We start from the raw sequence: 23,204 nt of genomic DNA, 5'->3' as shown, positions 1-23,204 counted from the left end.
ATGAAGTTTGCAAAAATCCTCGCAACGGTCGGCGTTCTCCAGGCAGCCCTCCTCTCGACTGCACTTGCAGGCGAAAATCTAGACGCAATCAAAGCAGACGGTGTGCTCAAGATCGGCACAGAAGGCACCTATGCGCCATTCACCTATCACGATAAAGACAACAAGCTCGTTGGCTTTGACGTGGAAATCGGTGAAGCCGTCGCTCAGAAGCTCGGCGTAAAACCGGAATTCGTTGAAGGCAAATGGGATGGCCTGATTGCTGGCCTCGATTCCAAGCGGTATGACGCCGTTATCAATCAGGTTGGCATCACAGAAGAGCGCCAGAAGAAGTTCAACTTCTCCAATCCTTATATCGTTTCCAAAGTCGTTCTGATCGTCAATGACAAGAATGACACGATCAAAGACTTCGCCGACCTGAAAGGCAAAAAGTCAGCACAGTCGCTGACCAGCAATTATGGCAAGATCGCGAAGGAAGCTGGCGCGGAGCTCGTCGCGACCGACGGTTTTGACCAGTCGATCCAGCTTGTCTTGACGGGTCGCGCTGACGCCACGCTGAATGACAGCCTGTCATATCTGGATTTCAAAAAGCAGCAGCCAAACGCGCCAGTGAAAGTTGTTGCTGAAAAGAAAAATGCAGATGCTTCAGGAATTATCGTGCGCAAGGGCGACGATGATCTGGTTGCAGCACTCAACAAGGCACTCGACGAAATCAAGGCTGACGGCACTTACGAAAAAATTTCGCAGAAATATTTCGGTCAGGACGTTTCCAAGTAAGCTTTAGAGAATCGTCGCAAAGAAGCCGGAACGTGTTTCCGGCTTCCTTTCGTTGTGCATATATAGAATCTGTTTCGTCACATCTATTCCCTGAGTTTAATATTTAAGGATCGAACACGTGCCCGACTGGCTTCAACTCATGGCGGATTCACTGCCCACCCTGCTCTGGGCTGGGCTCAAGTTCACGATCCCTCTGACAATTCTGTCGTTTATTTTCGGACTGTCGCTCGGATTGCTGACCGCGCTGGTACGTCTGTTTGCACCAGTCTGGGTATCGTTTGTTGCGCGTTTCTACGTATGGATATTTCGCGGAACGCCTTTGTTGGTACAGCTATTCGTGATTTTTTACGGCTTACCAAGCGCGGGCATCTATCTTGATGCCTTTCCCGCAGCGGTGATCGGGTTTTCGCTCAATGTCGGCGCCTATAGTTCCGAAGTTATCCGTGCGGTTATCTCTTCAGTACCCAAAGGTCAGTGGGAAGCCGCCTATTCCATCGGCATGAGCTGGCGTCAGGCGCTGACCCGCACCATTCTGCCGCAAGCAACTCGCACAGCTGTGCCGCCCTTGTCGAACACCTTTATTTCGCTGGTAAAAGACACCTCGCTCGCCGCAGCCATCACGGTGCCTGAGCTTTTCCAGTCAGCACAGCGCATCGTCGCAACAACCTATGAACCGCTCATCCTCTACATAGAAGCCGCACTCATCTATCTGGCATTGAGCACCATCCTGTCCAACCTTCAGGCAAGACTGGAAAAACGCTTCAGGCGCTATGGTGGAACGATGGAGACAAACGCATGATCGAGCTGAAAAACATCGTAAAAAGCTTCGATAATGTTGTAATCCTCAACGACATTAACGTGAAGATTGCCGAAGGCACGGTAACGGCTCTCGTTGGCCCGTCGGGCGGTGGCAAGAGCACCTTGCTGCGCTGTATCAACCTGCTGGAAATTCCCAATTCCGGCACACTTATCATCGGCGGGCAGAGCATCACGCTTGACCCGGATCGCAAGCCGAGTTGGCAGGCAATCCAGTCCGTCCGCCGCCAGACGGGTATGGTATTCCAGAATTTCCAGCTTTTCCCGCACCAGACAGCAATTCAGAACGTCATGGAAGGGCTCGTCACAGTTCTCAAATGGCCAAAGGAAAAGGCCAGAGAACGGGCAATGGAACTGCTGACAAAAGTTGGCATGGCGCACAAAGCCGATGCGTGGCCAGCAACGCTCTCGGGTGGCCAGCAGCAGCGTGTTGCCATTGCGCGTGCACTTGCGCCTTCTCCGCGTGTTCTTCTGTGTGACGAACCAACGTCGGCTCTTGATCCAGAGCTCGCATCCGAAGTGGTGGATGTCCTGAGCAAGCTGGCCAAGGAAGGCACCACAATGGTTGTGGCAACCCATGATCTGCGTCTTGCCTCAAAGATTGCGCAAAATGTCGTGTTTCTGGAAGCGGGTTCGATTGTGGAAACTGGAAGTGCGCACGATATTTTCGTCAATCCGGCACGTGAACGCACAAAACAATTTGTGGCGACGATCAACGCAGCGCACAGCTACGACATCTAAACAGGCTCAAGCATCGCCCCAAAATCGAGGATCATTTTTTGGGCGATGCTTCGATTCAATAAGGGAGCGCATTTTTATGCGTCCCAATGGGCGCAACGGGTTAGAAGGGCTTCCGTTCTGCAAGGCCCTTTGTCCTATAAGTAATTTTAAATTCATTCGCGGTTTTATCGATTTTCCAACACCACTTTCCTGCCTGCCCCTTGGTAAATGTCCAAAGCACTGCTACATTAAGCACAACGTAAAAATTGAAGCGCCATGCTTGCGTCCTTTCAGGTTCGCGCGGCGCCATAAGGATAAAAACCTTGAAAAACCCCGAGGAGCGCCCTGCAGGATTGGCGCAACAAGGGGCGTCCGGCGGACAAACGGGCAATACACAGACCCGGAATCCGTCCGAGAACGGCAAGCGCAAACAGCGCAAGCAAGCCGTTCCAGAAGTCGGAAAGGCATCCAGCGCCTCCGAACAAGGACGCTCAGACACTGAAAACAAGGGCTCTCAAAGCCAGCGTAAACGCGCGCGCCGCCGCAATCGCGGCAAGGCTTCTCGTGATGCGCAGACGCCTGTGCAAAAGCTGGCTGTTGCAGCCCCTCCCGGGGCTGACGCAAAATCTGCCGAAGGCAAACCCGCTGGAAAGCTATCGAATCGTCGCCGACGCGCCCGCAAGAAAAAGCAGGCACGTCAGCAAGCGGGAGCACCCGCGCACACTGACAACGCAACGAAGGCACAAAGCACTGCTCCGCGCTCTGACAGCGCCGCAGTCCAGCCGCCCAAGCGCTACAATGCTGGTGCACACACCTTGCGCGCCAATGTGCAGGAAGCGCCACTTTATGCAGCACTTGATCTTGGCACCAACAACTGCCGCCTTCTGATCGCGTCACCTACCCGTCCCGGCCAGTTTCGCGTGGTGGACGCATTTTCACGAATCGTCCGTCTTGGTGAAGGTTTGAGCGCAACAGGTCGATTGAGCGAGCATGCCATGCAGCGCGCGATTGATGCGCTCAAAATCTGCCGGGATAAACTTGCGGCACGCAAGATCAGGCGGTCCCGCCTGATCGCGACCGAGGCCTGTCGGGCAGCGGAAAATGGCGAGGCGTTTCTTAATCGCGTTCGTCAGGAAACAGGGCTTGAGCTGGAGATCGTTGATCGTCAGACAGAAGCGCGCCTTGCTGTGTCGGGCTGTGGAACCCTTGTGGCGCGCGAAACGGAAGCGGTTGTATTGTTCGATATTGGCGGCGGTTCTTCGGAAATTGCCTTAATCGACATATCGCAGCGTCGCTCGCCCCGTTTGGCCGAGCATATCATGGCATGGACATCACTTCCGGTCGGCGTGGTTACGCTTGCCGAGCGTTTTGGAGGACGCGATGTCACGGAAGCAAGTTTTAACGCAATGGTGGAGCATGTAACGGAGCTGTTATCCAGTTTTTCCGAACGCCATTGCCTTGGCAGTCTTGCAACCAGCCCGCGTTTTCATCTTCTGGGCACCTCCGGCACAGTTACGACGCTTGCAGGCATTCATCTTGGGCTTGAACGCTATGATCGTCGTCGGGTGGATGGCATGTGGATGAATTCCGATGACGTTACACAGATGACGAGCCGCCTTTTGTCATGGGATTTCAACGCCCGCGTTGCCAATCCCTGCATTGGCGCGGACCGCGCAGATCTCGTTCTTGCTGGCTGTGCTATTCTTGATGCCATTCGCAATGTATGGCCGAGTGAAAAACTTCTTGTTGCTGATCGCGGTTTGCGCGAAGGCATATTGACCGAACTCATGTCGCGTGACGGTGCCTGGCGCCATAACCGCGCTCAGATCGCCAAGACCGGCGGCAAACCCGACTTAAGAAACAGGCATTAAAGATGAGCAAAGCAGGCGGAAACAAGGGCGGCACGAAAACCGGCGGACGCGGTGGCGCTGGCACAAGCAATCTTCGTGTTCGCGTGAAGAAAAAAGCCGGGACCATCAAGGAATCGTCGCGTCGCTGGCTGGAGCGACATCTCAACGACCCTTACGTTCACAAATCAAAGAAGGACGGCTATCGCTCACGTGCAGCTTATAAACTCATTGAGATTAATGATCGCTATGACCTGTTGAAAAAGGGCCAGCGTATTATCGATCTGGGTGCAGCCCCCGGCGGCTGGTCGCAGATTGCCGCCAAAATTGTTGGCTCAACCGATGAAAACCCGTTGGTTGTCGGCATTGACTATCTGCATGTTGATCCACTGCCCGGCGTCATTTTGCTTGAGATGGATTTTCTCGATGATACCGCTCCCGACAAACTTATGGAATCGCTGGGTGACAAGCCAGATCTGGTCATTTCCGATATGGCAGCGCCCACCACCGGGCACCGTCGTACCGACCATCTTCGCACCGTCCATCTGTGCGAAGTTGCGGCAGACTTTGCAGTTTCCGTGCTGAAACCGGGCGGGCATTTTCTCACCAAAACGTTCCAGGGTGGCACCGAAAACGATTTGCTGGCCATGCTGAAACAGAAATTCAAATCCGTACACCACATCAAGCCGCCAGCGTCGCGTGCGGAATCTGTCGAGCTTTATCTGCTGGCCCGCGATTTTAAAGGCTGACTTTATTTTCCGGCAATGCTGTCCGCAGCTTCGGCTGCAACAGCTTCGCGGGTCTTTTTTCTGTTTGTAACAGGCGTGGATAATTCATGGCCTGCATCGGGTGAGAGCCTTACAAACCAGAAGAAAGCCATCGCGGAAACAGCGGCAACCACGAAAAACGCGATATGGAAGTCGGCCAGCTCCAGCCCTTTTCCACGCAAACCCGTGCTCATTTCCAGAATACCGCCTGCAAGAGCCACGCCAAGAGCAATGGAAACCTGTTGCGCGACTGCGGTGATGGGGGTTGCCTGGCTGGTCTTGTCATCCGGGATCTCCGCAAAAGCCAGCGCATTTACGCCCGTGAAAAACAACGAACGGAAAAAACCACCAATCAGCAGAAACCCAATAATTAAACCATAAGGCATATCGGGGAAGAAAAACCCATTGGCTGCAATGAAAAATGCTGAAATCAGTGAACCATACATCAGGGTTCGGCGAAACCCGAACAGGTTGAAAACGCGTCTGGCACCAAATTTCATGCTGATAGCGCCAATGGCCGAAACGAACGTCATCATGCCGGACTGAAACGGCGTCATGCCGAAACCGAGCTGGAACATGAGCGGCAGCAGAAAGGGAATTGCTCCAATGCCAAAGCGGAAAACACTGCCGCCCAGAACAGCCGAACGAAACACCTGATTGTCGAAGAGTTTCAGATTGAGAAGTGCATGTTCGTTATGCCGCGCATGGATAATGTAGCCAATCGTCGAGGCCAGTCCAATAGCAACGATGATCAGACCGATCACCGGAGGCAGCGCTGGCAAGCTTACAACAGACAAACCAAACACCACCCCTGACATTGCAATACCAGAGAGCAAAAAGCCGGCCCAGTCGAGTGGCTTTAAAATGCGCTCGTCATTGTCCGGCAAAAAACGGGTCGCAAACCCGATACCCAATATTCCAATCGGCACATTAATCAGAAATATCCAGTGCCAGGAGAAAAAGGTTGTAATGAAGCCACCGACCGGGGGGCCAACCAATGGCCCAACCATTGCTGGGACTGTCAGCCACGCCATCGCAGACACAAGTTCACTTCGCGGAGTTGAGCGCACAAGCACCAGACGCCCCACAGGCGTCATCATTGCACCGCCCATCCCTTGCAGAAAACGCGACACGACAAATGCAGCAAGCGAGTTTGAAGCAGCACATGCCACAGAACCAACCACAAATATCGCAATTGCCGCTCTGAACACGTTTTTCGCGCCGAATCGATCAGCCATCCATCCGCTGACCGGAATGAACACCGCAAGCGAAACCAGATATGCGGTCAATGCCAGCTTTAAAGCGATTGGGCTTGTGCCAATATCAGCAGCGATGGCGGGAAGCGATGTAGAAATAACATTCGAATCCATATGCTCCATGAAAAGAGCAATTGCCAGCACGAGAGGAACGATGCGGTTCACGACTAAATCCGAATAAAAGCAGTTACTTAAATACTGCCATTAATAATTGTCTCACGCGCTTTATTTATAGAGAACTCGAAATTTTCCAAGCAATTGTATGTAACAATGCGGTGAGTATAGGATAATTTACACGCAAGAGCCTTGCGATGAAAAGTGGCAACCGCTTCCCCATAATGAAATATGTAAAAACAAAGAGATAGAGCGTCCGATTCAGCGCACGGCATGTTGGCAGCATGTTCAAAGACACCTCACGCAATCTTTCATTCGTTCACATTTGTGTAAAATGGGTTGCGCATCGCGTAACAGGCTGTTACATTTCGTTATAGTTCTCGTGCTTTAGAATCCGATGTGGAGGCGTCGCGGTTCAAGGAGGTAGAAAATGAATGACATTACAAGAACAGCCATCGTTTATGGAATGATGATCATTTCGTTGAATACAGCGCTGGCAATTGGTCTTCTTGGGCTGGACTTTCTGCGATAACCGCTGCGTCCGTGAAGTTTTATTTGCCCTCCAGGCAAGTCTTAAAAGAGTGTTCCTGCAATTTGCAGGAACACTCTTTTCATTTGTAAAGCATGCCGCGGAAAAGTGGGAGCCGCCTTCGCGGGGAAAGCACTCTACCCGACTGATTTCTATTCTCGCTACGATCCGAGAATAGATGTCGTGCAAACACCCTTAAGCAGTTTCTTCTTCAGAATTTCATTATGGTCATACGCACCTGCATGCGCCGTCCCAGATCCAGTCGCCGCGAATGCCATTCCAGGGATTTGCCTGCAAAAGCTCAAAGTGTGTGACTGTCATGACTACCGAATACGCTCTTCGCTCTTTGGATCGAAAAACACCGACTTATCCAGATTAAACGCAAGCGGTGAGCGCTGCCCGGCATCAATCCGCGCATCCGCACGCAACCGCGCAACCACTTGCTTTCCACCGATGCGCGTCACTGCAAAAGTATCGGAACCAGCAGGTTCGACCACGTCAATGAGGCAATTCCCTTCGACAACAGAACGCGCATTGCGATCCGCGCCATCGGGATCGGTCAACGCTTCTGGACGGATGCCGAAGATGATTTCCTTGCCGACATGATCAACAAGAGTTTTCGGCGCATTCTTGACAGGGAGCTTCAAGACCTCCCCGTCGCCCTGCTTGAGCAGAATGGCAAGCTCCTCTCCATTTTTCTCGACGCTCGCATAAAGAAGGTTCATGGCAGGCGAGCCCATGAAATCGGCAACAAACATATTGGTGGGATTGTTATAAATTTCGGCGGGCGTCCCGAACTGCTGCAAGATTCCGTCCTTGAGGACCGCAATCTTGCTTGCAAGCGTCATCGCTTCGATCTGATCATGCGTGACATAAACGATCGTGGTCTTCATGCGATGATGCAAACGCTTTATCTCTGTACGCATATCGACACGCAGCTTGGCATCAAGATTTGACAAGGGTTCATCGAACAGAAAGACCTGCGGGTTGCGCACCAGAGCGCGCCCCATCGCAACGCGCTGACGCTGACCGCCGGAAAGCTGGCTTGGTTTGCGATCAAGAAGATGACCGATTTGCAGAATATCGGCGACTTCCTGAATGGCCTTTTCACGTTCAGCCTTCGGTACTTTGCGAATTTCCATACCAAAAGCGATATTGCCGCCCACGGTCATGTTTGGATAAAGCGCATAGGATTGAAACACCATCGCGATATCGCGCTGCGAAGGATGCAGACCTGATACTGAGCGACCATTAATCGAAATATCACCAGACGTAATGGGCTCAAGACCGGCAATCGTGTTGAGCAAAGTGGACTTGCCGCAACCCGAAGGGCCAACCAGCACAAGAAATCCGCCTTCCTCAATTTCGATATTGATGTCCTTGAGCACGGAGACGCTGCCATAGGCCTTGTAGAGATTGGAGATTTTCAAAAATGACATATGAGACTTATCCCTTAACGGCACCGGACATCAGACCGCGCACGAAGTAGCGCCCGGAAACGATGTAAACGATCAGCGTCGGAAGAGCGGCCAGAATGGCTGCTGCAAAGTGAACGTTATATTCCTTGACGCCAGTGGAGGAGGAAACGAGATTGTTGAGTGCGACCGTCATAGGCGTTGAATGTGCGCCTGAAAAAGAAGCACCGAACAAAAAGTCGTTCCAGATATTGGTGAACTGCCAAATAACCGAGACGACAATGATCGGGCCTGAGGATGGCAGAAGAATGCGCCAGAAAATCTGGAAGAAACTTGCTCCATCAATCTGCGCAGCCCGCACCAGCTCGGTCGGAAATGCCTCGTAGTAATTGCGGAAATAGAGCGTTGTAAAGCCGATACCATAGACCACGTGAACGAGGATCAGACCCCATATTGTGCCTGCAATGCCGAGCATGCCAAGCACACGTGCCATCGGGATCAGCACAATCTGAAACGGAATGAAGCAAGAGAGCAGCAGCAATCCAAAGAAGATGTTTGAACCGCGAAAGCGCCATTTTGTGAGCACATAGCCGTTCAAAGCGCCCGCGACTGTTGAGATCGCAACCGCTGGCACAACCATCAGGATTGAGTTGATAAAAAATGGCTTGAGGCCGGTCGGCTGCACCCCGATCTGTGCAGTCGACCATGCCGAAAGCCATGGTTCAACCGTCCACTGCTGCGGCAAGCTCAACATGCCGCCTTGACGAATTTCTTCCAGCGGTTTGAATGAATTCACCAGCATCACATAAAGCGGCAACAGGTAGTAGATCGCAAACAGCAGCAGCGCCGAATAAATCAGGGCGCGTGTAAGCTTACCACTGTTGATCGCATTTTCCTGGGTCTGGACACTCATGAGCGTGAGCCTCCGCGCAATTCGGAATAAAGATACGGAATGATGATCGAGAAAATCATCACCAGCATGATAATTGCTGATGACGCACCGATACCCATCTGATTGCGGGTAAAAGTATAGGAATACATGAAAGTTGCAGGCAGTTCAGTTGCCTGTCCCGGTCCACCACCCGTCAATGCAATCACAAGATCATAGGCCTTGATCGCAAGATGGGCGAGCACCACGAAAGCTGACAGAAAGACCGGGCGCATCAGCGGAATAATAATGCGGCGATAAATCGTTGTCGTTGAAGCACCATCAATCTGCGCGGCCTTGATGATTTCATTATCAACGCCACGCAGGCCTGCAAGAAACATCGCCATGACGAAGCCTGAGGATTGCCAGACCGCCGCAATCACGAGGCAATAGATCGCCATCGTATTGCTCTTGATCCAGTTGAAGGTAAAACCCTCCCAGCCCCATAGCCGCATCGTGTGTTCAAGTCCAATGCCCGGATCAAGAAACCACTTCCAAGCGGTGCCGGTAACGATAAAGGAAAGCGCCATCGGATAGAGATAGATCGGGCGCAAAAAACCTTCGCCACGGATTTTCTGATCCAGCAAAATGGCCAGAAACAGGCCAATGACCGAACAGATAATGATGTAAAGCGATGCGAAGATCGCGAGATTTGTGACGGCACGCCACCAATGTGGCAAGGCCCACAGCTTTTGGTAATTCGACAGACCAACGAAGCCATAAGAGGGCAACATGCGGCTGTTGGTGACAGAAAGAACGCCCGTATAGATAATAAAACCATATACAAAGACGAGAACGATCAAAAAGCTCGGCGCCAGAACCAGCTTGGGCACCAGTTCCTGTAGTCGGCTGTTACGCTTCATGTCTGCGCCACCCATTTCTGCGCTGCGCACCCGGCGCCGTTCAATCGCGGCGCTCTTGATGCGGGCTATTGTTTCAACGGCATTTCTGTCTGCCGTTCACTGCAATGAATTTATTCAGCGAAAAATCCGCCAAAAGTTCAATGAATTGTCATGCTTGGAAAGACAGCGCCCGGACGTGCCGGGCGCTCACTTTTACTTACTTTGCGCCTTCAACAGCGGAGACCAGTTCCTTGACAGCGTCTTCAGAAGAAAGCTGACCGTTGAACTGACGGGTCACAACATCATAAATGGCGTTCTTCACCGAAGCCGGGTTTGCATAGCCATGGGCCATGGAACCGAGCATCGTGCCCTTTTCAGCCGCTTCCTTCACGTCAGCGATTGCCTTCTTGCCGCAGGCATCGAAAGCGGTGTCCGGCACGTCAGTCCGTGCAGGAGCCGATCCCTTGACCACGTTGAAAGCCGACTGGAATGCCGGGCTTTCGATAGCCGAGGCCATTTCGAGCTGTGCTGGGACCTTGTCTTCAGCAACCTTGAACATAGCAAACATATCAGAGTTGAAGGTTACTGCGCCTTGCGTTCCGGGGTAACGCATGCAGACAAAATCTTCGCCGGGCTTTTTTCCAGCCTTGACGAATTCGCCCTTTGCCCAGTCACCCATGAACTGAACACCAGCCTTGCCTTCGATGACCATGGCCGAAGCAAGGTTCCAGTCACGACCGGAGAAATTGTCATCCACATAGGAACGCAGCTTGGTCATGCGATCGAACGCCTGCTTCATCGTATCGCTGCCCAGCGCTTCCGGGTCGAGATCAATGAATGCTTTTTTGTAGAAATCCGGCCCGAAAGAAAGCACAACCGCATCGAAAATCGTTGCATCCTGCCAAGGCTGACCACCATGGGCGATTGGCGTAATGCCCTGCTGCTTGAAATTATCAAGAAGTGCAATGAGTTCGTCCCAATTGGTCGGCTCTTTACCACCGGCCTTGTCGAGAGCAGCTTTGTTGATCCACATCCAATTTGTGGAATGGATATTCACGGGCGCAGCAATCCAGTGACCGTCATATTTCGCAAAATCCTGCAAAGGCGCTGGAATGACCTTGTCCCAGCCTTCCTTGCCTGCAACTTCGTCAAGATTGCCAAGCGCACCCTGCTCGGCCCAATCGCGAATGTCGAAGCCGAGCATCTGAACGGCAGTTGGCGCATTGCCTGCGGTAACGCGGGCGCGCAGAACGGTCATAGCTTCCGTACCACCACCGCCTGCAACTGGCATATCTGTCCAGCTGATACCCTTGCTCTCAAGATCTTTTTTGAGAACATCAAGAGCCGCAGCTTCTCCGCCTGCGGTCCACCAGTGCAGAACTTCAACGTTCTGCTTGTCCTGCGCATTTGCAACCGGTGCCATTGCAGCAAACATTGCGCATGCTGCCGTACCCATTGCGGCTATTTTAAAAAATTTATGCATATGTCTACCTCCCGTAGAACTCCATAAAACAAAACACGCCGGATGATTACGGAAGCCTTGCCCCGCACACCCGCAACAGCCTTCACTCTGTTTTGAGACCTCCATCCCACTGTAATTCACGCAGCTCCACCTGCGATTGACAACGTTGTCTTTTTTGACCGAAAAAATAAACGTAAGACAACATATGCCCCTAGCATAGGCTCATGCACCCGATATGTGTCAATAAGATTTCCTCTGACAACCCCAAAATAGAGCAGGCAAGAAAGACATCAGCTGAAAAAAACAACCAAAAAATGTTGAAAAATGAGGCATTTACCCCCTCAAGTCCATTTCGTGCGCCAACATTTCATCTCGGTGTCAAAATGCAGAAAAATCAACGCCGCGATACTCAGGCACGCGTATAAATTTCCTGTGATATGGCTGGACATTCGCGATCAGAATGCATAATTTCCGTTCACCTGCACAATGGTGTGCGGGTTTGTTCTCGGGGCGGGGTGAAACTCCCCACCGGCGGTATGAAGAGCGATCTTCGAGCCCGCGAGCGCCTGAAACCAAAACCTTTTGGGTAAAGATTTCAGGGTCAGCAGATCCGGTGAGATGCCGGAGCCGACGGTTAAAGTCCGGATGGAAGAGAGCGAAAGAGCGTTAAACTCGGCTTGCGCGCGGGTTTGCGTTCCTTTGTGCGCCCTGATTCTAGTTTCGTGAGGAACCTATGAACCAGAGCTATCCGAACAAGACATCCTTCAAAATTGCCTTCATTCAGGCGCGCTGGCACGCCGATATTGTCGATGAAGCACGCAAAAGCTTCATCGCTGAACTCAAAGCCAAGACCGGCAGCAACGTGGAAGTCGAAGTCTTCGACGTTCCCGGCGCTTATGAAATTCCGCTTCACGCAAAAACACTTGCAAAGACAGGCCGCTATGCGGCGATTGTTGGTGCTGCATTTGTGATTGATGGCGGTATTTATCGCCATGACTTCGTCGCCACTGCCGTCATCAATGGCATGATGCAGGTGCAGCTCGAAACCGAAGTTCCGGTTCTCAGCGTTTCGCTCACGCCGCATCATTATCACGACAGCAAGGAGCATCACGACTTCTTCTTCAACCATTTCAAGGTGAAGGGTGTCGAAGCTGCACATGCAGCGTTGCAGATCGTCAGTGAGCGCGCCCGTATCGAAGCATTGGTATAATCCAACGCAGAGTGCGAAACCGTGAGCGTTGGTTTTCCAATAACCATATGCCCCTAAAAAGACAGCCGACCCTGCAAATGCGAGGTCGGCTATTCAGTGATGATGCGTTCTGGGTGGGTGTAGACATCAAAATCGTCGCCGCGCACCAGTGCGACGAGTGTCAGTTTGGCTGCTTGTGCCGTGCGAATAGCAAGTGCAGTGGGCGCTGAAATCGCAGCAAGCAGCGGCGCACCAAGAATAACCGCCTTCTGAACCATTTCGACAGAAACACGACTTGTCAGCGCGACGAGACCCTTGCTGGCAGATATATTTTCGCGTGCCAATGCACCAATCAGTTTGTCGAGCGCGTTATGCCTTCCAACGTCTTCGCGAACCATCAAAAGCTCCTCACCCGGCACATAGAAACCAGCGCCGTGCACTGCATGAGTCTGCGCATTCAATTGCTGCAAACGGCCGAGTTCACTCACTGCGGCGATGACCGAAACCGCTTCAAACATTGTTTGTGTTTCAATTCCGGCAAGCGGGCGGATGGCCTGATCAATGGAATCGATACCACACAAGCCGCACCCAACAGGACCGGCCATAAATCTGCGCCGGGCTGTGAGCATTTCATTGCGCGCATCAACCAGTCGCATCTGAATATCAATGCCTTTATCGAGCACTTCGATATTCAGATCCTCAATTTCCGAAAATTGACTTATGATACCTTCCGTCAGGCTGAAGCCGACGGCAAAATCTTCAAGATCAGCGGGTGTTGCCATCATTACGGCCTGTGTGGAGCCATTGTAGCTCATCGCAATCGGAACCTCTTCAGGTACCTCACGATCACTTTCTTGATAATTGGAGTGTCGGCGTGTCAGACGCGGCAAATTCTGGCTGATTTTATGTATCATCATTGCTCTCCCCGCAAACACATGCAAACTCACCCTCTGTCATAGCATTTACGGGCCACACCTCAACGACTTTGAAGCAACATGCTCAACCCTTGCGATACACCTTGCAAACAAGCTATATCAGCTAACCTCAGAAGGTCTGAAAAAGACGCAGCTTATTTTTAGGTGGAAAAGAATGGATATTCGCCAGATCGACGACAACTATTCGGTCACAGGCCAAATCACGCCGGATGACGTGCGTGATATTGCGGCCGAAGGCTTTCAGACGATCATTTGCAATCGTCCCGATGGCGAAGGCGGCGAGGATCAGCCTTCTTTTGCCGAAGTTGCAAAAGTTGCTGAAAAGGCTGGCATCAAGACCTATTATATTCCAGTGATCGGCGGCCAGCTAACGCAGGAAAATGTCGACGATATGGCTTCAGCAATTGCCGAAGCCGAAGGCCCTATTTTGGGCTACTGCCGCTCTGGAGCGCGCTCAACGAATATTTACGGGATCGTGCAGAACCAAAAGCGCGGATAAAGAACGAACGCAGACTACGCGGACGGTGCTGGCGCAAAGGCATTTGAACAGTCTTTGCAAACATGGCTATCACCGTCCAGACGTGTGAGAATGTGTGAGTTTTGTACGGCGACCATTATGCGCCGAATACTGGCGATAATAGCTCATGCCGGTGCGAATGGTCGTCGCAGCAACGCCGCCCGCCACCATCATCCAGCCAATGACCTGTGGCCAGTTGAAACTTTCAATTCCGCTGCTCAAAGCAACGATAACGACACCCGCCCAGAGAACCGCAGCGGTGCGACGCCAGAAAACGGGGTTGAGTTCATCAAAGACCGCCTTCCACAAAGAGTGAACAAGGCAAGCGAAGAAAACGGCGGCAGCCAAACCAATATTGAGCAACTCGACCGGGAGCCAGTGTTGCGTATCCAGCATTGTTTTCATCATCCAAGTCATGCCGGGATTTTATAAGACCAGCCCGAATGGCTATTGCCTGCAAATCCCCGGCGTTGTTTCCATGTGGCCATTCAGCTTTCGCTTTGTGGCGTCAAAGTGGTAGAAGCATGGAAACCGCGCTTTAATACAGTCACATATTATTGCGATCACGCGAAATATCGTGTTGAAATCATTGATCTATCTGACTTGAAGATGATGTCGTTCCCCTTCAAAACCTTTGATAGTCCTGGGTTTTTAAGCTTCAAGACTTTGGAAAAGGGCATGTAACGCGCTGTTAAAGCCACGGCACATAACAATATTGTAACAATTTGATATTGCAGAGCTTCCACAGCTATCAATGAGCGCGCCCCAGTCGGCGACCGACACGAGCCAACAAAATAACCGGAAGGATGCCGACCACAACAATTGCCAGCGCCGCAACAGAAGCTTCTTCATAAGTGCCGCGCGCGGCCTCGCCATAAAGATGCGTGGCAAATGTCTCAATGTTAAGCGGACGCAACAGAAGGGTTGCAGGCAGCTCCTTCACACAATCCACAAAGACCAGCAATCCCGCCGCCACGATTGCAGTCTTGGAAAGCGGTAGATGCACATGATAGAATGTGGCCGTCACACCGCGCCCCAGACTACGCGACGCCTGATCAAGTGATTGTGGAATGCGCTCGAGTCCCGCATCGATGCCACCCGCAGAAATCGCCAGAAACCGCGCAACATAGGCATAGACAATTGCAGCACCTGAGCCAATGAGCAGCAGTCCGGTTGATAGTCCGAACAGATAACCAAAGACCTGATCAAACAACCGATCAACTGCGCCCGAAACAATCATAATGCCGATTGCGATCACCGTTCCGGGGGCCGCATAGCCCATTGTGGAAAAACGATAAAACCAGCGCGATGCAGCACCGGGAAAGAGCCGCATTGCATAAGCGACCATCACACCCAATAACAGCACCAGAATGGTTGCGGTAGACGCGAGCATGACCGTGTTAAAGGCTTCTCCCGCAAGGCGCGGTGAGATGCCTGCAAAGCGCATACGTTTAATTGCTTCGATGACCAGATAGGTCGCAGGCATGATGAAGCCGATGATGATCGGCAGAGCACAAAGCACCGCCAGCCATAGACCTCTGAGTGGGGTTACTTTGAGTGGTTCAAACCCGCGCGAATGGCGAATATTGGATGAAAAGCGCTGCTTGCGGCGCGCCCAGCGCTCAACAGATACAAGGGCAACAACCAACAGCAAAAGCGCCAGCGCAAGTTGTGCCGCACCCGGCAGATCAAAGCGCGTCACCCAGGTCGTATAGATCGAAACTGTCAGTGTACGCACGCCAAGAAACTCGGCAGCACCAACGTCGTTGAGTGTTTCCATCAGGGCAAGACTTACCCCCACTGCAACCGCAGGGCGCGCGAGCGGCAGCGCCACGTGCCAGAAAATTCCTCTCCGGCTCACGCCCAAGGTGCGAGCAGCCTCGATCAAACTTGCCGACTGCGTGAGAAACATCGCGCGGGTCGGGATATAAACATAAGGGTAAAGAACAAAGCCCAGCAGAATGATGCAACCGGTCATTGATCTTATATCAGGCAGACGAAACTGGCGCGGCGTATCAAAACCCAGCACAAAGCGGATTGCACTTTGCACGGGGCCAATGGGATGCAGAATATCGAGATAGGCATAGGCGACGATATAAGTCGGCACTGCAAGCGGCAGCAAAAGCGCCCATTCCAGCATGCCACGTCCGCGAAAATCATAAGCCGTCACAAGCCATGCCGTGGATGTGCCAACCAACGCCGTGATAAGCCCGACCCCCACCAGCAGAATAACTGTGTCTTTGAAAGCAGAGGCAAAAATCGTCGAGAAAAGATGGCCCCACAAACCGGAAGAACCTCTGAACGCTTCCGTTATAAGCGCTAGCACCGGCAGACAAACAAGCAGCGCAATCAGACCGGAAAGCCACAGCCAACAGCGCCCGGAGCGGGTCCGATAAGGCAGGGATGACGATGCGGCTTGCGCTGTTTGCGGCATGCTTTCCTCATATTACAACGCCGGCGCAAGGATGTGCACCGGCGTCGTGTTTACAACAGTAATCGACTTTTAATTGTCAAAACCAACTTTGTCGACCAGTTCGCTGGCCTGCTTGCGGTGGGTAACAATTTCCGAAAGTGGAACCTGATCGATCTTCAGCTCGCCGAAGGATTCGACAATCGGATCGACCGAAGCACCCGGCTTCACAGGATATTCGTAATTGGCCTTTGCATAAAGCTGCTGAGCTTCGTCCGAAACGAGGTATTCAAGAAGCTTGACGGCTTCTTCCTTGTTTGGAGCGTTTTTGGCAACGGCTGCACCGCTGATATTGACCTGTGTTCCGCCATCCTTGAACGTTGGGAGAACGACCTTAATGCTATCGGCCCATGTCTTCTGCTCATCGCCACCCTTGCCTGACCGCATCAGTCCGACATAGTAGGAATTCGCAACCGCAATGTCACAAATTCCGCCAGCAATATCCTTGGCGCCGTCACGGTCACCACCGGCAGCCTTGCGCGCCAGATTGGCCTTGAGACCTGTCAGCCACTCTTCGGTCTTTTCTGCGCCATGATGCGCAATATAATCCGCAATCAGCGCCGTATTATAAGGGTGCTGACCGGCACGGATGCAGATCTTGCCTTTCCATTTCGGATCGGCCAGGTCTTCATAGTTAATCTGGTCCAGTTCGAGATCCTTGTCCGCATAGACCACACGCGCGCGCATCGACAGGCCGTACCAGTTGCCGTTCGCATCGCGAAGCTGTTCAGGAACAGCATCCTTCAGCGTCTGGGAATCAACTGCCTGCGTCAATCCCTTGTCAACGAGATCGACAAGATTGCCTGCGTCCACCGTCATAAGAATATCGGCTGGGGATTTATCACCTTCCGAAGCAACACGTTCTGCAAGACCATCTTTAAGGAACACGGTATTGACGGTTGTTCCCGTCTTTTCCTTATAGGCATCAAGCAAGGGCTGAATCAGGCCTGGTTCACGCGTTGTATAGATATTCACCTCATTTGCATTTGCAGCACCTGAGAGAAACGTCGCAGCCATAAGAGCCAGTCCAGCACGCGCGATCTTGGGCATATTACCTCCGATAAAATATGTTCATTTGGAACTATATGTGATGCAATCGGAATATATTGGCTGCATTTTGCAGGGTCAATCTTGCGGGGCAATAAATATGATAAATTCACTCATTATTTTGCAAATACCAGTGCTTTGTCCCAATCGACACGCACACGGACAGACGTTGTGCTCTCAGGCAGATGATGTTGGTTACGCACACGCACCCGTTCTTTACGATCAACGAGATTGATCAGCAGTTCTTCCGTCTCACCCAGATAGGTGCGAGTTTCGATATAACCGCGCAATCTATCGGGCGCATCATCGGAAATAATCGCGATGTCACGTGGCCTGACATAAACCAGCACATTCCCCGTTAACAAACGATCCTTTGGCAGATTAACCTCGCCGATTGCCGTTTCGATAACGTTACCGCGAACCACGCCCTCAAGCGCATTGAAATCACAGAAAAAATCCGCAGCATAACGGCTGCTCGGATGATCATGCAGATCCCGGGCCGGACCTTGCTGCACAATCTCGCCAGAGCGCATCAAAACAACCCGGTCACCTGTGGAAAGCGCTTCTTCGGCCTCATGTGTGACGATGATAACCGGTGTGCCAAGCGCGCGCAGAAGCGCCATGGTTTCTCTGCGAACCCGCGCGCGCAAACCACGATCAAGATTGGAAAAAGGTTCATCCATCAACAGCAGATCGGGCTTGGGCGCCAACGCCCTGATAAGGGCCACACGCTGCTGCTCGCCGCCTGACAACATGTGGGGATAGCGCTCGGCCATGGCTGAAAGACCGACAAGATCCAACAGTTCATTGACCCGCGCCAGCGCCTTGTCCTTATGCAGCTTTCGCAAGCCAAACATTACATTTTCCCGCACTGTCAGATGCGGAAACAAGGCATAGTCCTGAAAGACCACCCCGATATTGCGCTTTTCCGGTTCAACAAAAACCGAAGGACCAACCAAAGTGCGCCCACCCATGATCAATTGGCCTTCGTCGGGCGCGTCGATACCGGCGATAATCCGCAACAGCGAAGTCTTTCCACAACCGGAATGCCCCACCAGACAGATAATCTCTCCCGGCTGCACATCGAGCGAAATATGATCCAGCGCACGCACCGTTCCGAACTGACGCCCAATGCCTGAAAGTGTCAGTGCCGGGGCCGTTTCGTACTGTAGCTTCATGTCTTGTTGCGTGCGTGCATCCATAGAAGAGGCCGAGAGTCCTGTTTTCATCAAAGCGCATATAAAACGAGTTGAACGTCTTTGCCAATAAAACAAGAGAAATTACGTCAGGCATTTGCCAGAATACACTGACGATGAGAATAATTTGCCTCCTTATCCAGTTGAATAAGCTCGCAAATCACGCAATGCTGCACCCAACATATTTGCATGACAGGAGACGCACCATGGGGCCAATCACCGACAAAGTGACAACCGCTGAACGTTTGCCCTTGGAAACGAAGGTCGCCGTCATCGGTGCAGGCGTGATAGGGGTTTCAACCGCGCTTTTTCTGGCAGAACGCGGCATTCCTGTCGCATTGTTCGAAAAGGGCGAGATTGCGGGTGAGCAATCAAGCCGCAATTGGGGCTGGTGCCGCCGCACAGGTCGCGACAGCCGCGAACTGCCGCTGATCGTCGAGAGCATGCGCCTTTGGGAAACAATGAATGAACATACCGGGCGCGAAACAGGCTTTCGCGTGACAGGCATTGTTTATACTGCCGAAAAAGAAGAGGACGTTGAGCGCTATGATCAGTGGATCAGGATTGCGCGCGAACATGGTATTGAGACACAACTTCTCAGCAGCAAGCAGGCAACGGACATTGTACCGGGGCTCAAGCGTTCGCTCAAAGGCGGCATGATTACGCCACTTGATGGGCGCGCCGAACCACAAAAAGCGGTTCCAGCGCTTGCCGCAAAAGCGCAGGAACTGGGCGCTGTTATTATGCAGAACTGTGCTGTTCGCGGCATCGAAACCACCAATGGCCGGGTTTCAGCGGTTTTAACCGAGAAAGGCCGCGTTGCTTGTGAAGCGATTGTCGTAGCCGGCGGCGCATGGTCGCGACTGATCTTGTCAGGCTTTGATGCGCATCTTCCGCAGTTGAAAGTCCGTTCATCCGTATTCCGAACTGCGCCCATTGATGCGGGTATCGATCCGGCGATCGCGTTTTCCGACTTTGCGCTGCGCAAACGCCTTGATGGCGGCTATACGATTGCCAGTCTTGGCGGCTCGATAGCCGACATCGTGCCCGACAGTTTCCGCTTCTTCCGGGATTTCATCCCGTCACTCTCAACCGAATGGCGCTCATTGCGCTTTCGTTTCGGCGAACGGTTCTTTGAAGAGGCTTTTCAATGGAAACTTCGCCCGGCTGATCAAACTTCCATCTTTGAAAAAATTCGTATCCTTGATCCAGAGCCGCATCGCGCTGCCAATGCGCAAGTGCTGACCAAACTCAAGCAAGCAATTCCGTCTTTCGCTTCCGCTCAAATCGCACAGGAATGGGCAGGACTGATCGACACAATGCCAGATGTTATTCCGGTCATCTCGCCCTTGCCCGGCATTGATGGTCTTATTGTAGCAACGGGTTTCTCCGGGCATGGCTTTGGCATTGGCCCCGGAGCAGGGCGACTGGTGGCCGATATAGTGACCGGCGAAACGCCAGTCGTTGATCCATCCCCGTTCCATATTTCGCGCTTCTCCGATGGATCGAAACTACGCATCGAAAACTGGGGTTAACCCCAGTCAAAGCCGGTTAATTGTTCCCGCCGCCGCCATAACCAATGGCGCGAAATGGCTGGAGAATGTTTCTTTGTTCCATTCGCTCAGTGAACCGCCCACATGCAGCGCTGCAACGGGACGCCCATCAGGACCACGAATGGCCGCTCCAATCGCGATTTCGCCCTGCAAAACCTCTTCCGATGCAAGCGCATAACCATTCTCGCGCGCTTCCAGCACCTTCTCCCAGATAGCCTGAGGATCGGTGATCGTGCGCGGCGTAAACTTTCGTCGATTGGACCGCTCGATGATTTCATTCACCTCGTCGTCGCTCAACTGCGCCATGACCGCCCGTCCGCCTGACGTGCAATAAAGAGGCACACTGTTACCGATAAGGGTTGCGAAGAAAGCCTCGCGTTTACTTTGCAAGCGAAGAGCATAGACCAGTCTGAGATTGTCGCGCACGCTCAAATCGACGCGCTCACTCGCATCACGCCGCAACTCAAGCAGCGATGGCAGCGCGCGAACGATCACAGAATTAAGCCGCAAATAATCCAGTGTGTGATCGAGAATACGAATACCGGGTACATACCCCCGATCATTCGGATCGCGTTCGATATAGCCCTGCTGGCGCAAGGTATGAACGATGCGCTGAACGGCACTTTTGCCCATTCCGCATATTTTTGCGATCTCGTTGAGGGTGAGCGGTTTGCTGGTTCCGTGAAAAGCAGAAAGCACCTGCATGGCCCGCGCTATGGCGTTTACGAACAGCGGATCCTCCGCCTCTGTTTCCGGAACCGGACGCACTCCGTATTCCACTCTTTCAACATCGCGCATAGCCCCTCCTTCAAATCCCCTTGACACCCTATCAAAATGCCAGCTATCGTCAATAGCAATACTACCGTATCGCCTAACGATACTTATGTCAATCATGAGGAGTGACTGACGGGTGGATTGGAGGAGGAAAAAATGCGCGAAACACATCTGAATTTCGACGCGAGCAAAAAGGTTGGATGTCAAAGCCACCAGGCAGCCTTAACGCTGTCAGAAAAAACAACGGAACATCATCTGCAAATGGGAAAAACAATGTTTTATGAAAAGAACTCTCAGCCTTCATGGAAAGCGAAAGCGCAGCCAAAGCGCAGCTTAAACAGGTTCAGATCTGCTCTCGCAGGAATGGCAGCCGTACTGCTCGCCAGCTCTGCTGCATTTTCCTTGCCAGCACAGGCGCAGACAATCACAGCAGTCATGGAGGGGCTGCGGGTTCTTGATCCGGTCATCACAACCGCGCATATCACACGCAATCATGCTTATATGATTTATGACGTGCTTGTGGCCGTTGATGACAAGTTTCAGCCACAGCCACAAATGGCAAGCTGGACCGTTTCCGATGATAAAAAGACCTACACATTTACACTGCGCGACGGATTGAAGTTCCATGACGGCGCGCCTGTCACTGCCGCCGATGCCGTTGCATCGCTCAAACGCTGGGGCCAGCGTGATTCCGGTGGGCAAACGATCTTCAAGCTGACGGAAAGTCTTGAACCAAAAGACGACAAAACCATTGTCTGGACATTGAGCGAGCCCTTCGCGCCGCTTCTTGATACCATCGCCAAGCAGTCTGCACTTCCGCCCTTCATCATGCCTGCGCGCATCGCGGCAACACCGGCAGATACCGCAATCACCGAGCATATCGGATCGGGTCCATTCAAATTTGTGGCTGAAGAATTTCAGCCGGGCGTAAGTGCGAGCTATGTCAAGTTTGAGGATTATGTACCGCGCGATGAGCCACCAAGCTGGATGGCCGGTGGCAAAAAAGTCAATGTCGAGAAAGTCAAATGGGTCACGATGGCAGACTCCCAGACCGCCGTTAACGCGATCATGTCTGGCGAAGTCGATTTCATTGATCAGGTCCCTGTCGATCTGCTTCCGATCCTTGAGACCAGTGACGATATTGCAATCGAACTGCGCGATGATCTGGGTTATCAGGCCATTGGCCGCATGAACTTCAAATACCCACCTTTTGATAACAAAAAAGTCCGTCAGGCGGCTCTTAAGGCACTGAGCCAGAAAGACTTTCTGGCCAACATCGTCGGCAACCCGGAATATTACAAAGTCTGCGGCGCGATCTTCGGCTGCGGAACACCACTGGGTGATGAAACGGGCGGTGAGACGCTTGTGAACGGTGGTGATATTGAAGGCGCAAAAAAGCTTCTTGCAGAAGCAGGCTATGACGGCACACCTGTCGTCATTCTTCAGCCGACCGACGTTCGTGTCATTGCCTCCCAGCCTATCGTGGCTGCACAGGCTCTGCGAGCAGCAGGCTTCACTGTGGATATGCAGCCAATGGATTGGCAAAGCGTCGTCACGCGCCGTGCCAATAAGGGCAAGCCAAGCGAAGGCGGCTGGAACCTGTTCTTCACAAACTGGATCGTGCCGGAAGTTGATAATCCGCTCATCAGCCCGATGCTCAATGGCCGCGGCGATCAGGCGTGGTTCGGCTGGCCGAAAGACGATGAAATCGAAGTCATGCGTCAGGAATTCATTGACGCGACGACACCTGAGGAACGCAAAGCAGTTGCGAAGAAAATTCAGGTCCATGCGATGGATACTGTGAGCTACCTGCCGCTGGGCCAGTTCTATTCGCCACATGCACGCAGCAAGGCTCTCGAAGACATGGTCATGTCGCCGGTGCAGGTTTTCTGGAACGTGAAGAAGGCCGAATAGGCTTTTGCAACGGCTGCATAAAAGCGGCGGACACCAGACAGGCGGCGCGTTCTGATCGTTAAGAACTGCCGCCTCACAAAATCAGACAAGGGTGTGAACGTAGCGTTGCTTACATTTTACAACCTTCACACCCCTTTGA

Annotated in this window: 20 protein-coding genes and 1 riboswitch; of the genes, 9 read left to right on the top strand and 11 right to left on the bottom strand. The window is 52.5% G+C overall.

The features are described from left to right. From OPR82_RS07510 to OPR82_RS07490, 5 genes are all read left to right on the top strand, one after another. Nucleotides 1-774, top strand: coding sequence for an amino acid ABC transporter substrate-binding protein (locus tag OPR82_RS07510; RefSeq protein WP_265984046.1), 774 nt, complete (start codon nt 1-3; stop codon nt 772-774). A gap of 118 nt (nt 775-892) precedes the next feature. Further along, nucleotides 893-1,573 carry an amino acid ABC transporter permease gene (locus tag OPR82_RS07505; RefSeq protein ID WP_265984045.1) on the top strand — a complete coding sequence of 227 codons (681 nt, stop codon included), beginning with the start codon at nt 893-895 and terminating at the stop codon, nt 1,571-1,573. Then, nucleotides 1,570-2,331 carry an amino acid ABC transporter ATP-binding protein gene (locus OPR82_RS07500; protein ID WP_265984044.1) on the top strand — a complete coding sequence of 254 codons (762 nt, stop codon included), beginning with the start codon at nt 1,570-1,572 and terminating at the stop codon, nt 2,329-2,331. The genes OPR82_RS07505 and OPR82_RS07500 overlap by 4 nt, the downstream gene beginning before the upstream one ends. 302 nt (nt 2,332-2,633) lie before the next feature. After that, nucleotides 2,634-4,181 (top strand): Ppx/GppA phosphatase family protein, encoded by a 1,548-nt coding sequence (locus OPR82_RS07495; protein WP_265984043.1) that lies wholly within the window; start codon nt 2,634-2,636, stop codon nt 4,179-4,181. Nucleotides 4,182-4,183: 2 nt separating this feature from the next. Beyond that, a complete protein-coding gene (locus OPR82_RS07490) occupies nt 4,184-4,906 on the top strand; it encodes an RlmE family RNA methyltransferase (protein ID WP_265984042.1) in 723 nt (240 codons plus the stop codon). Nucleotides 4,907-4,908: 2 nt separating this feature from the next. Here the strand turns inward: OPR82_RS07490 and OPR82_RS07485 are convergent, their stop codons facing one another. The 5 genes from OPR82_RS07485 to OPR82_RS07465 form a co-directional block, all read right to left on the bottom strand. Next, nucleotides 4,909-6,345 carry an MFS transporter gene (locus OPR82_RS07485; RefSeq protein ID WP_265984041.1) on the bottom strand — a complete coding sequence of 479 codons (1,437 nt, stop codon included), beginning with the start codon at nt 6,343-6,345 and terminating at the stop codon, nt 4,909-4,911. 801 nt (nt 6,346-7,146) lie between these two features. Continuing rightward, a complete protein-coding gene (locus OPR82_RS07480) occupies nt 7,147-8,262 on the bottom strand; it encodes an ABC transporter ATP-binding protein (protein ID WP_265984040.1) in 1,116 nt (371 codons plus the stop codon). 7 nt (nt 8,263-8,269) lie between these two features. Beyond that, complete coding sequence (locus tag OPR82_RS07475; RefSeq protein ID WP_265984038.1) at nt 8,270-9,151, bottom strand: carbohydrate ABC transporter permease; 882 nt, start codon at nt 9,149-9,151, stop codon at nt 8,270-8,272. Then, on the bottom strand, nt 9,148-10,029 hold the full coding sequence (locus OPR82_RS07470; RefSeq protein ID WP_265984037.1) for a carbohydrate ABC transporter permease: 882 nt from the start codon (nt 10,027-10,029) through the stop codon (nt 9,148-9,150). Before OPR82_RS07470 ends, OPR82_RS07475 begins: the two co-directional genes overlap by 4 nt. Nucleotides 10,030-10,225: 196 nt before the next feature. Next, a complete protein-coding gene (locus OPR82_RS07465) occupies nt 10,226-11,491 on the bottom strand; it encodes an ABC transporter substrate-binding protein (protein WP_265984036.1) in 1,266 nt (421 codons plus the stop codon). A 476-nt stretch (nt 11,492-11,967) separates the two neighbouring features. Continuing rightward, nucleotides 11,968-12,131, top strand: a riboswitch (FMN riboswitch). Between the two features lie 72 nt (nt 12,132-12,203). Here OPR82_RS07465 and OPR82_RS07460 point away from each other — a divergent pair. Next, nucleotides 12,204-12,680, top strand: a complete 477-nt coding sequence (locus tag OPR82_RS07460) for a 6,7-dimethyl-8-ribityllumazine synthase (RefSeq protein WP_265984035.1) — start codon at nt 12,204-12,206, stop codon at nt 12,678-12,680. 89 nt (nt 12,681-12,769) lie between these two features. Here the strand turns inward: OPR82_RS07460 and fdhD are convergent, their stop codons facing one another. Continuing rightward, a complete protein-coding gene (fdhD, locus tag OPR82_RS07455) occupies nt 12,770-13,576 on the bottom strand; it encodes a formate dehydrogenase accessory sulfurtransferase FdhD (RefSeq protein WP_265984034.1) in 807 nt (268 codons plus the stop codon). A gap of 172 nt (nt 13,577-13,748) precedes the next feature. Between fdhD and OPR82_RS07450 the strand changes: the two genes are divergently transcribed. Continuing rightward, the gene (locus OPR82_RS07450; protein ID WP_265984033.1) at nt 13,749-14,093 is read left to right on the top strand and encodes a TIGR01244 family sulfur transferase; all 345 of its coding nucleotides are present in this window, start codon (nt 13,749-13,751) and stop codon (nt 14,091-14,093) included. A 69-nt stretch (nt 14,094-14,162) separates the two neighbouring features. Here the strand turns inward: OPR82_RS07450 and OPR82_RS07445 are convergent, their stop codons facing one another. From OPR82_RS07445 to OPR82_RS07430, 4 genes are all read right to left on the bottom strand, one after another. Further along, nucleotides 14,163-14,528 (bottom strand): hypothetical protein, encoded by a 366-nt coding sequence (locus OPR82_RS07445; protein ID WP_265984032.1) that lies wholly within the window; start codon nt 14,526-14,528, stop codon nt 14,163-14,165. Nucleotides 14,529-14,862: 334 nt separating this feature from the next. After that, the gene (locus OPR82_RS07440; RefSeq protein ID WP_265984031.1) at nt 14,863-16,545 is read right to left on the bottom strand and encodes an ABC transporter permease; all 1,683 of its coding nucleotides are present in this window, start codon (nt 16,543-16,545) and stop codon (nt 14,863-14,865) included. A 69-nt stretch (nt 16,546-16,614) separates the two neighbouring features. Next, a complete protein-coding gene (locus tag OPR82_RS07435; protein WP_265984030.1) occupies nt 16,615-17,631 on the bottom strand; it encodes a Fe(3+) ABC transporter substrate-binding protein in 1,017 nt (338 codons plus the stop codon). 113 nt (nt 17,632-17,744) lie between these two features. Continuing rightward, entirely contained in the window at nt 17,745-18,830 is a 1,086-nt protein-coding gene (locus OPR82_RS07430; protein WP_265984470.1) for an ABC transporter ATP-binding protein, read from the bottom strand. A 200-nt stretch (nt 18,831-19,030) separates the two neighbouring features. On the opposite strand from OPR82_RS07430, the gene OPR82_RS07425 reads away from it, so the two are divergent. Continuing rightward, a complete protein-coding gene (locus OPR82_RS07425) occupies nt 19,031-20,359 on the top strand; it encodes an NAD(P)/FAD-dependent oxidoreductase (RefSeq protein ID WP_265984029.1) in 1,329 nt (442 codons plus the stop codon). 6 nt (nt 20,360-20,365) lie between these two features. Here OPR82_RS07425 and OPR82_RS07420 read toward each other — a convergent pair whose 3' ends face one another. After that, nucleotides 20,366-21,175, bottom strand: a complete 810-nt coding sequence (locus OPR82_RS07420) for an IclR family transcriptional regulator (RefSeq protein WP_265984028.1) — start codon at nt 21,173-21,175, stop codon at nt 20,366-20,368. A gap of 339 nt (nt 21,176-21,514) precedes the next feature. Here OPR82_RS07420 and OPR82_RS07415 point away from each other — a divergent pair, with 339 nt between their 5' ends. Further along, nucleotides 21,515-23,065, top strand: a complete 1,551-nt coding sequence (locus tag OPR82_RS07415; RefSeq protein WP_265984468.1) for an ABC transporter substrate-binding protein — start codon at nt 21,515-21,517, stop codon at nt 23,063-23,065. The last annotated feature ends 139 nt before the right edge of the window (nt 23,066-23,204 follow it).

It is taken from the genome of Ochrobactrum chromiisoli, from assembly GCF_026241335.1.
In the GTDB taxonomy this organism is placed as follows: domain Bacteria; phylum Pseudomonadota; class Alphaproteobacteria; order Rhizobiales; family Rhizobiaceae; genus Brucella; species Brucella chromiisoli.
Note: the sequence above shows the minus strand (reverse complement) of the source record. Positions and strands in the feature narration are given on the sequence as shown.

Excerpts from the sequence above, each read along its gene's own strand:
- OPR82_RS07490 (WP_265984042.1), top strand. The coding sequence starts at position 4,184 with ATGAGCAAAGCAGGCGGAAACAAGGGCGGCACGAAAACCGGCGGACGC.
- OPR82_RS07445 (WP_265984032.1), bottom strand. The coding sequence starts at position 14,528 with ATGACTTGGATGATGAAAACAATGCTGGATACGCAACACTGGCTCCCG.
- OPR82_RS07425 (WP_265984029.1), top strand. The coding sequence starts at position 19,031 with ATGGGGCCAATCACCGACAAAGTGACAACCGCTGAACGTTTGCCCTTG.
- OPR82_RS07500 (WP_265984044.1), top strand. The coding sequence starts at position 1,570 with ATGATCGAGCTGAAAAACATCGTAAAAAGCTTCGATAATGTTGTAATC.
- OPR82_RS07450 (WP_265984033.1), top strand. The coding sequence starts at position 13,749 with ATGGATATTCGCCAGATCGACGACAACTATTCGGTCACAGGCCAAATC.
- OPR82_RS07470 (WP_265984037.1), bottom strand. The coding sequence starts at position 10,029 with ATGAAGCGTAACAGCCGACTACAGGAACTGGTGCCCAAGCTGGTTCTG.
- OPR82_RS07465 (WP_265984036.1), bottom strand. The coding sequence starts at position 11,491 with ATGCATAAATTTTTTAAAATAGCCGCAATGGGTACGGCAGCATGCGCA.
- OPR82_RS07460 (WP_265984035.1), top strand. The coding sequence starts at position 12,204 with ATGAACCAGAGCTATCCGAACAAGACATCCTTCAAAATTGCCTTCATT.
- OPR82_RS07475 (WP_265984038.1), bottom strand. The coding sequence starts at position 9,151 with ATGAGTGTCCAGACCCAGGAAAATGCGATCAACAGTGGTAAGCTTACA.
- OPR82_RS07480 (WP_265984040.1), bottom strand. The coding sequence starts at position 8,262 with ATGTCATTTTTGAAAATCTCCAATCTCTACAAGGCCTATGGCAGCGTC.
- OPR82_RS07440 (WP_265984031.1), bottom strand. The coding sequence starts at position 16,545 with ATGCCGCAAACAGCGCAAGCCGCATCGTCATCCCTGCCTTATCGGACC.
- OPR82_RS07510 (WP_265984046.1), top strand. The coding sequence starts at position 1 with ATGAAGTTTGCAAAAATCCTCGCAACGGTCGGCGTTCTCCAGGCAGCC.
- OPR82_RS07430 (WP_265984470.1), bottom strand. The coding sequence starts at position 18,830 with ATGGATGCACGCACGCAACAAGACATGAAGCTACAGTACGAAACGGCC.
- OPR82_RS07435 (WP_265984030.1), bottom strand. The coding sequence starts at position 17,631 with ATGCCCAAGATCGCGCGTGCTGGACTGGCTCTTATGGCTGCGACGTTT.
- fdhD (WP_265984034.1), bottom strand. The coding sequence starts at position 13,576 with ATGATGATACATAAAATCAGCCAGAATTTGCCGCGTCTGACACGCCGA.
- OPR82_RS07415 (WP_265984468.1), top strand. The coding sequence starts at position 21,515 with ATGGCAGCCGTACTGCTCGCCAGCTCTGCTGCATTTTCCTTGCCAGCA.
- OPR82_RS07420 (WP_265984028.1), bottom strand. The coding sequence starts at position 21,175 with ATGCGCGATGTTGAAAGAGTGGAATACGGAGTGCGTCCGGTTCCGGAA.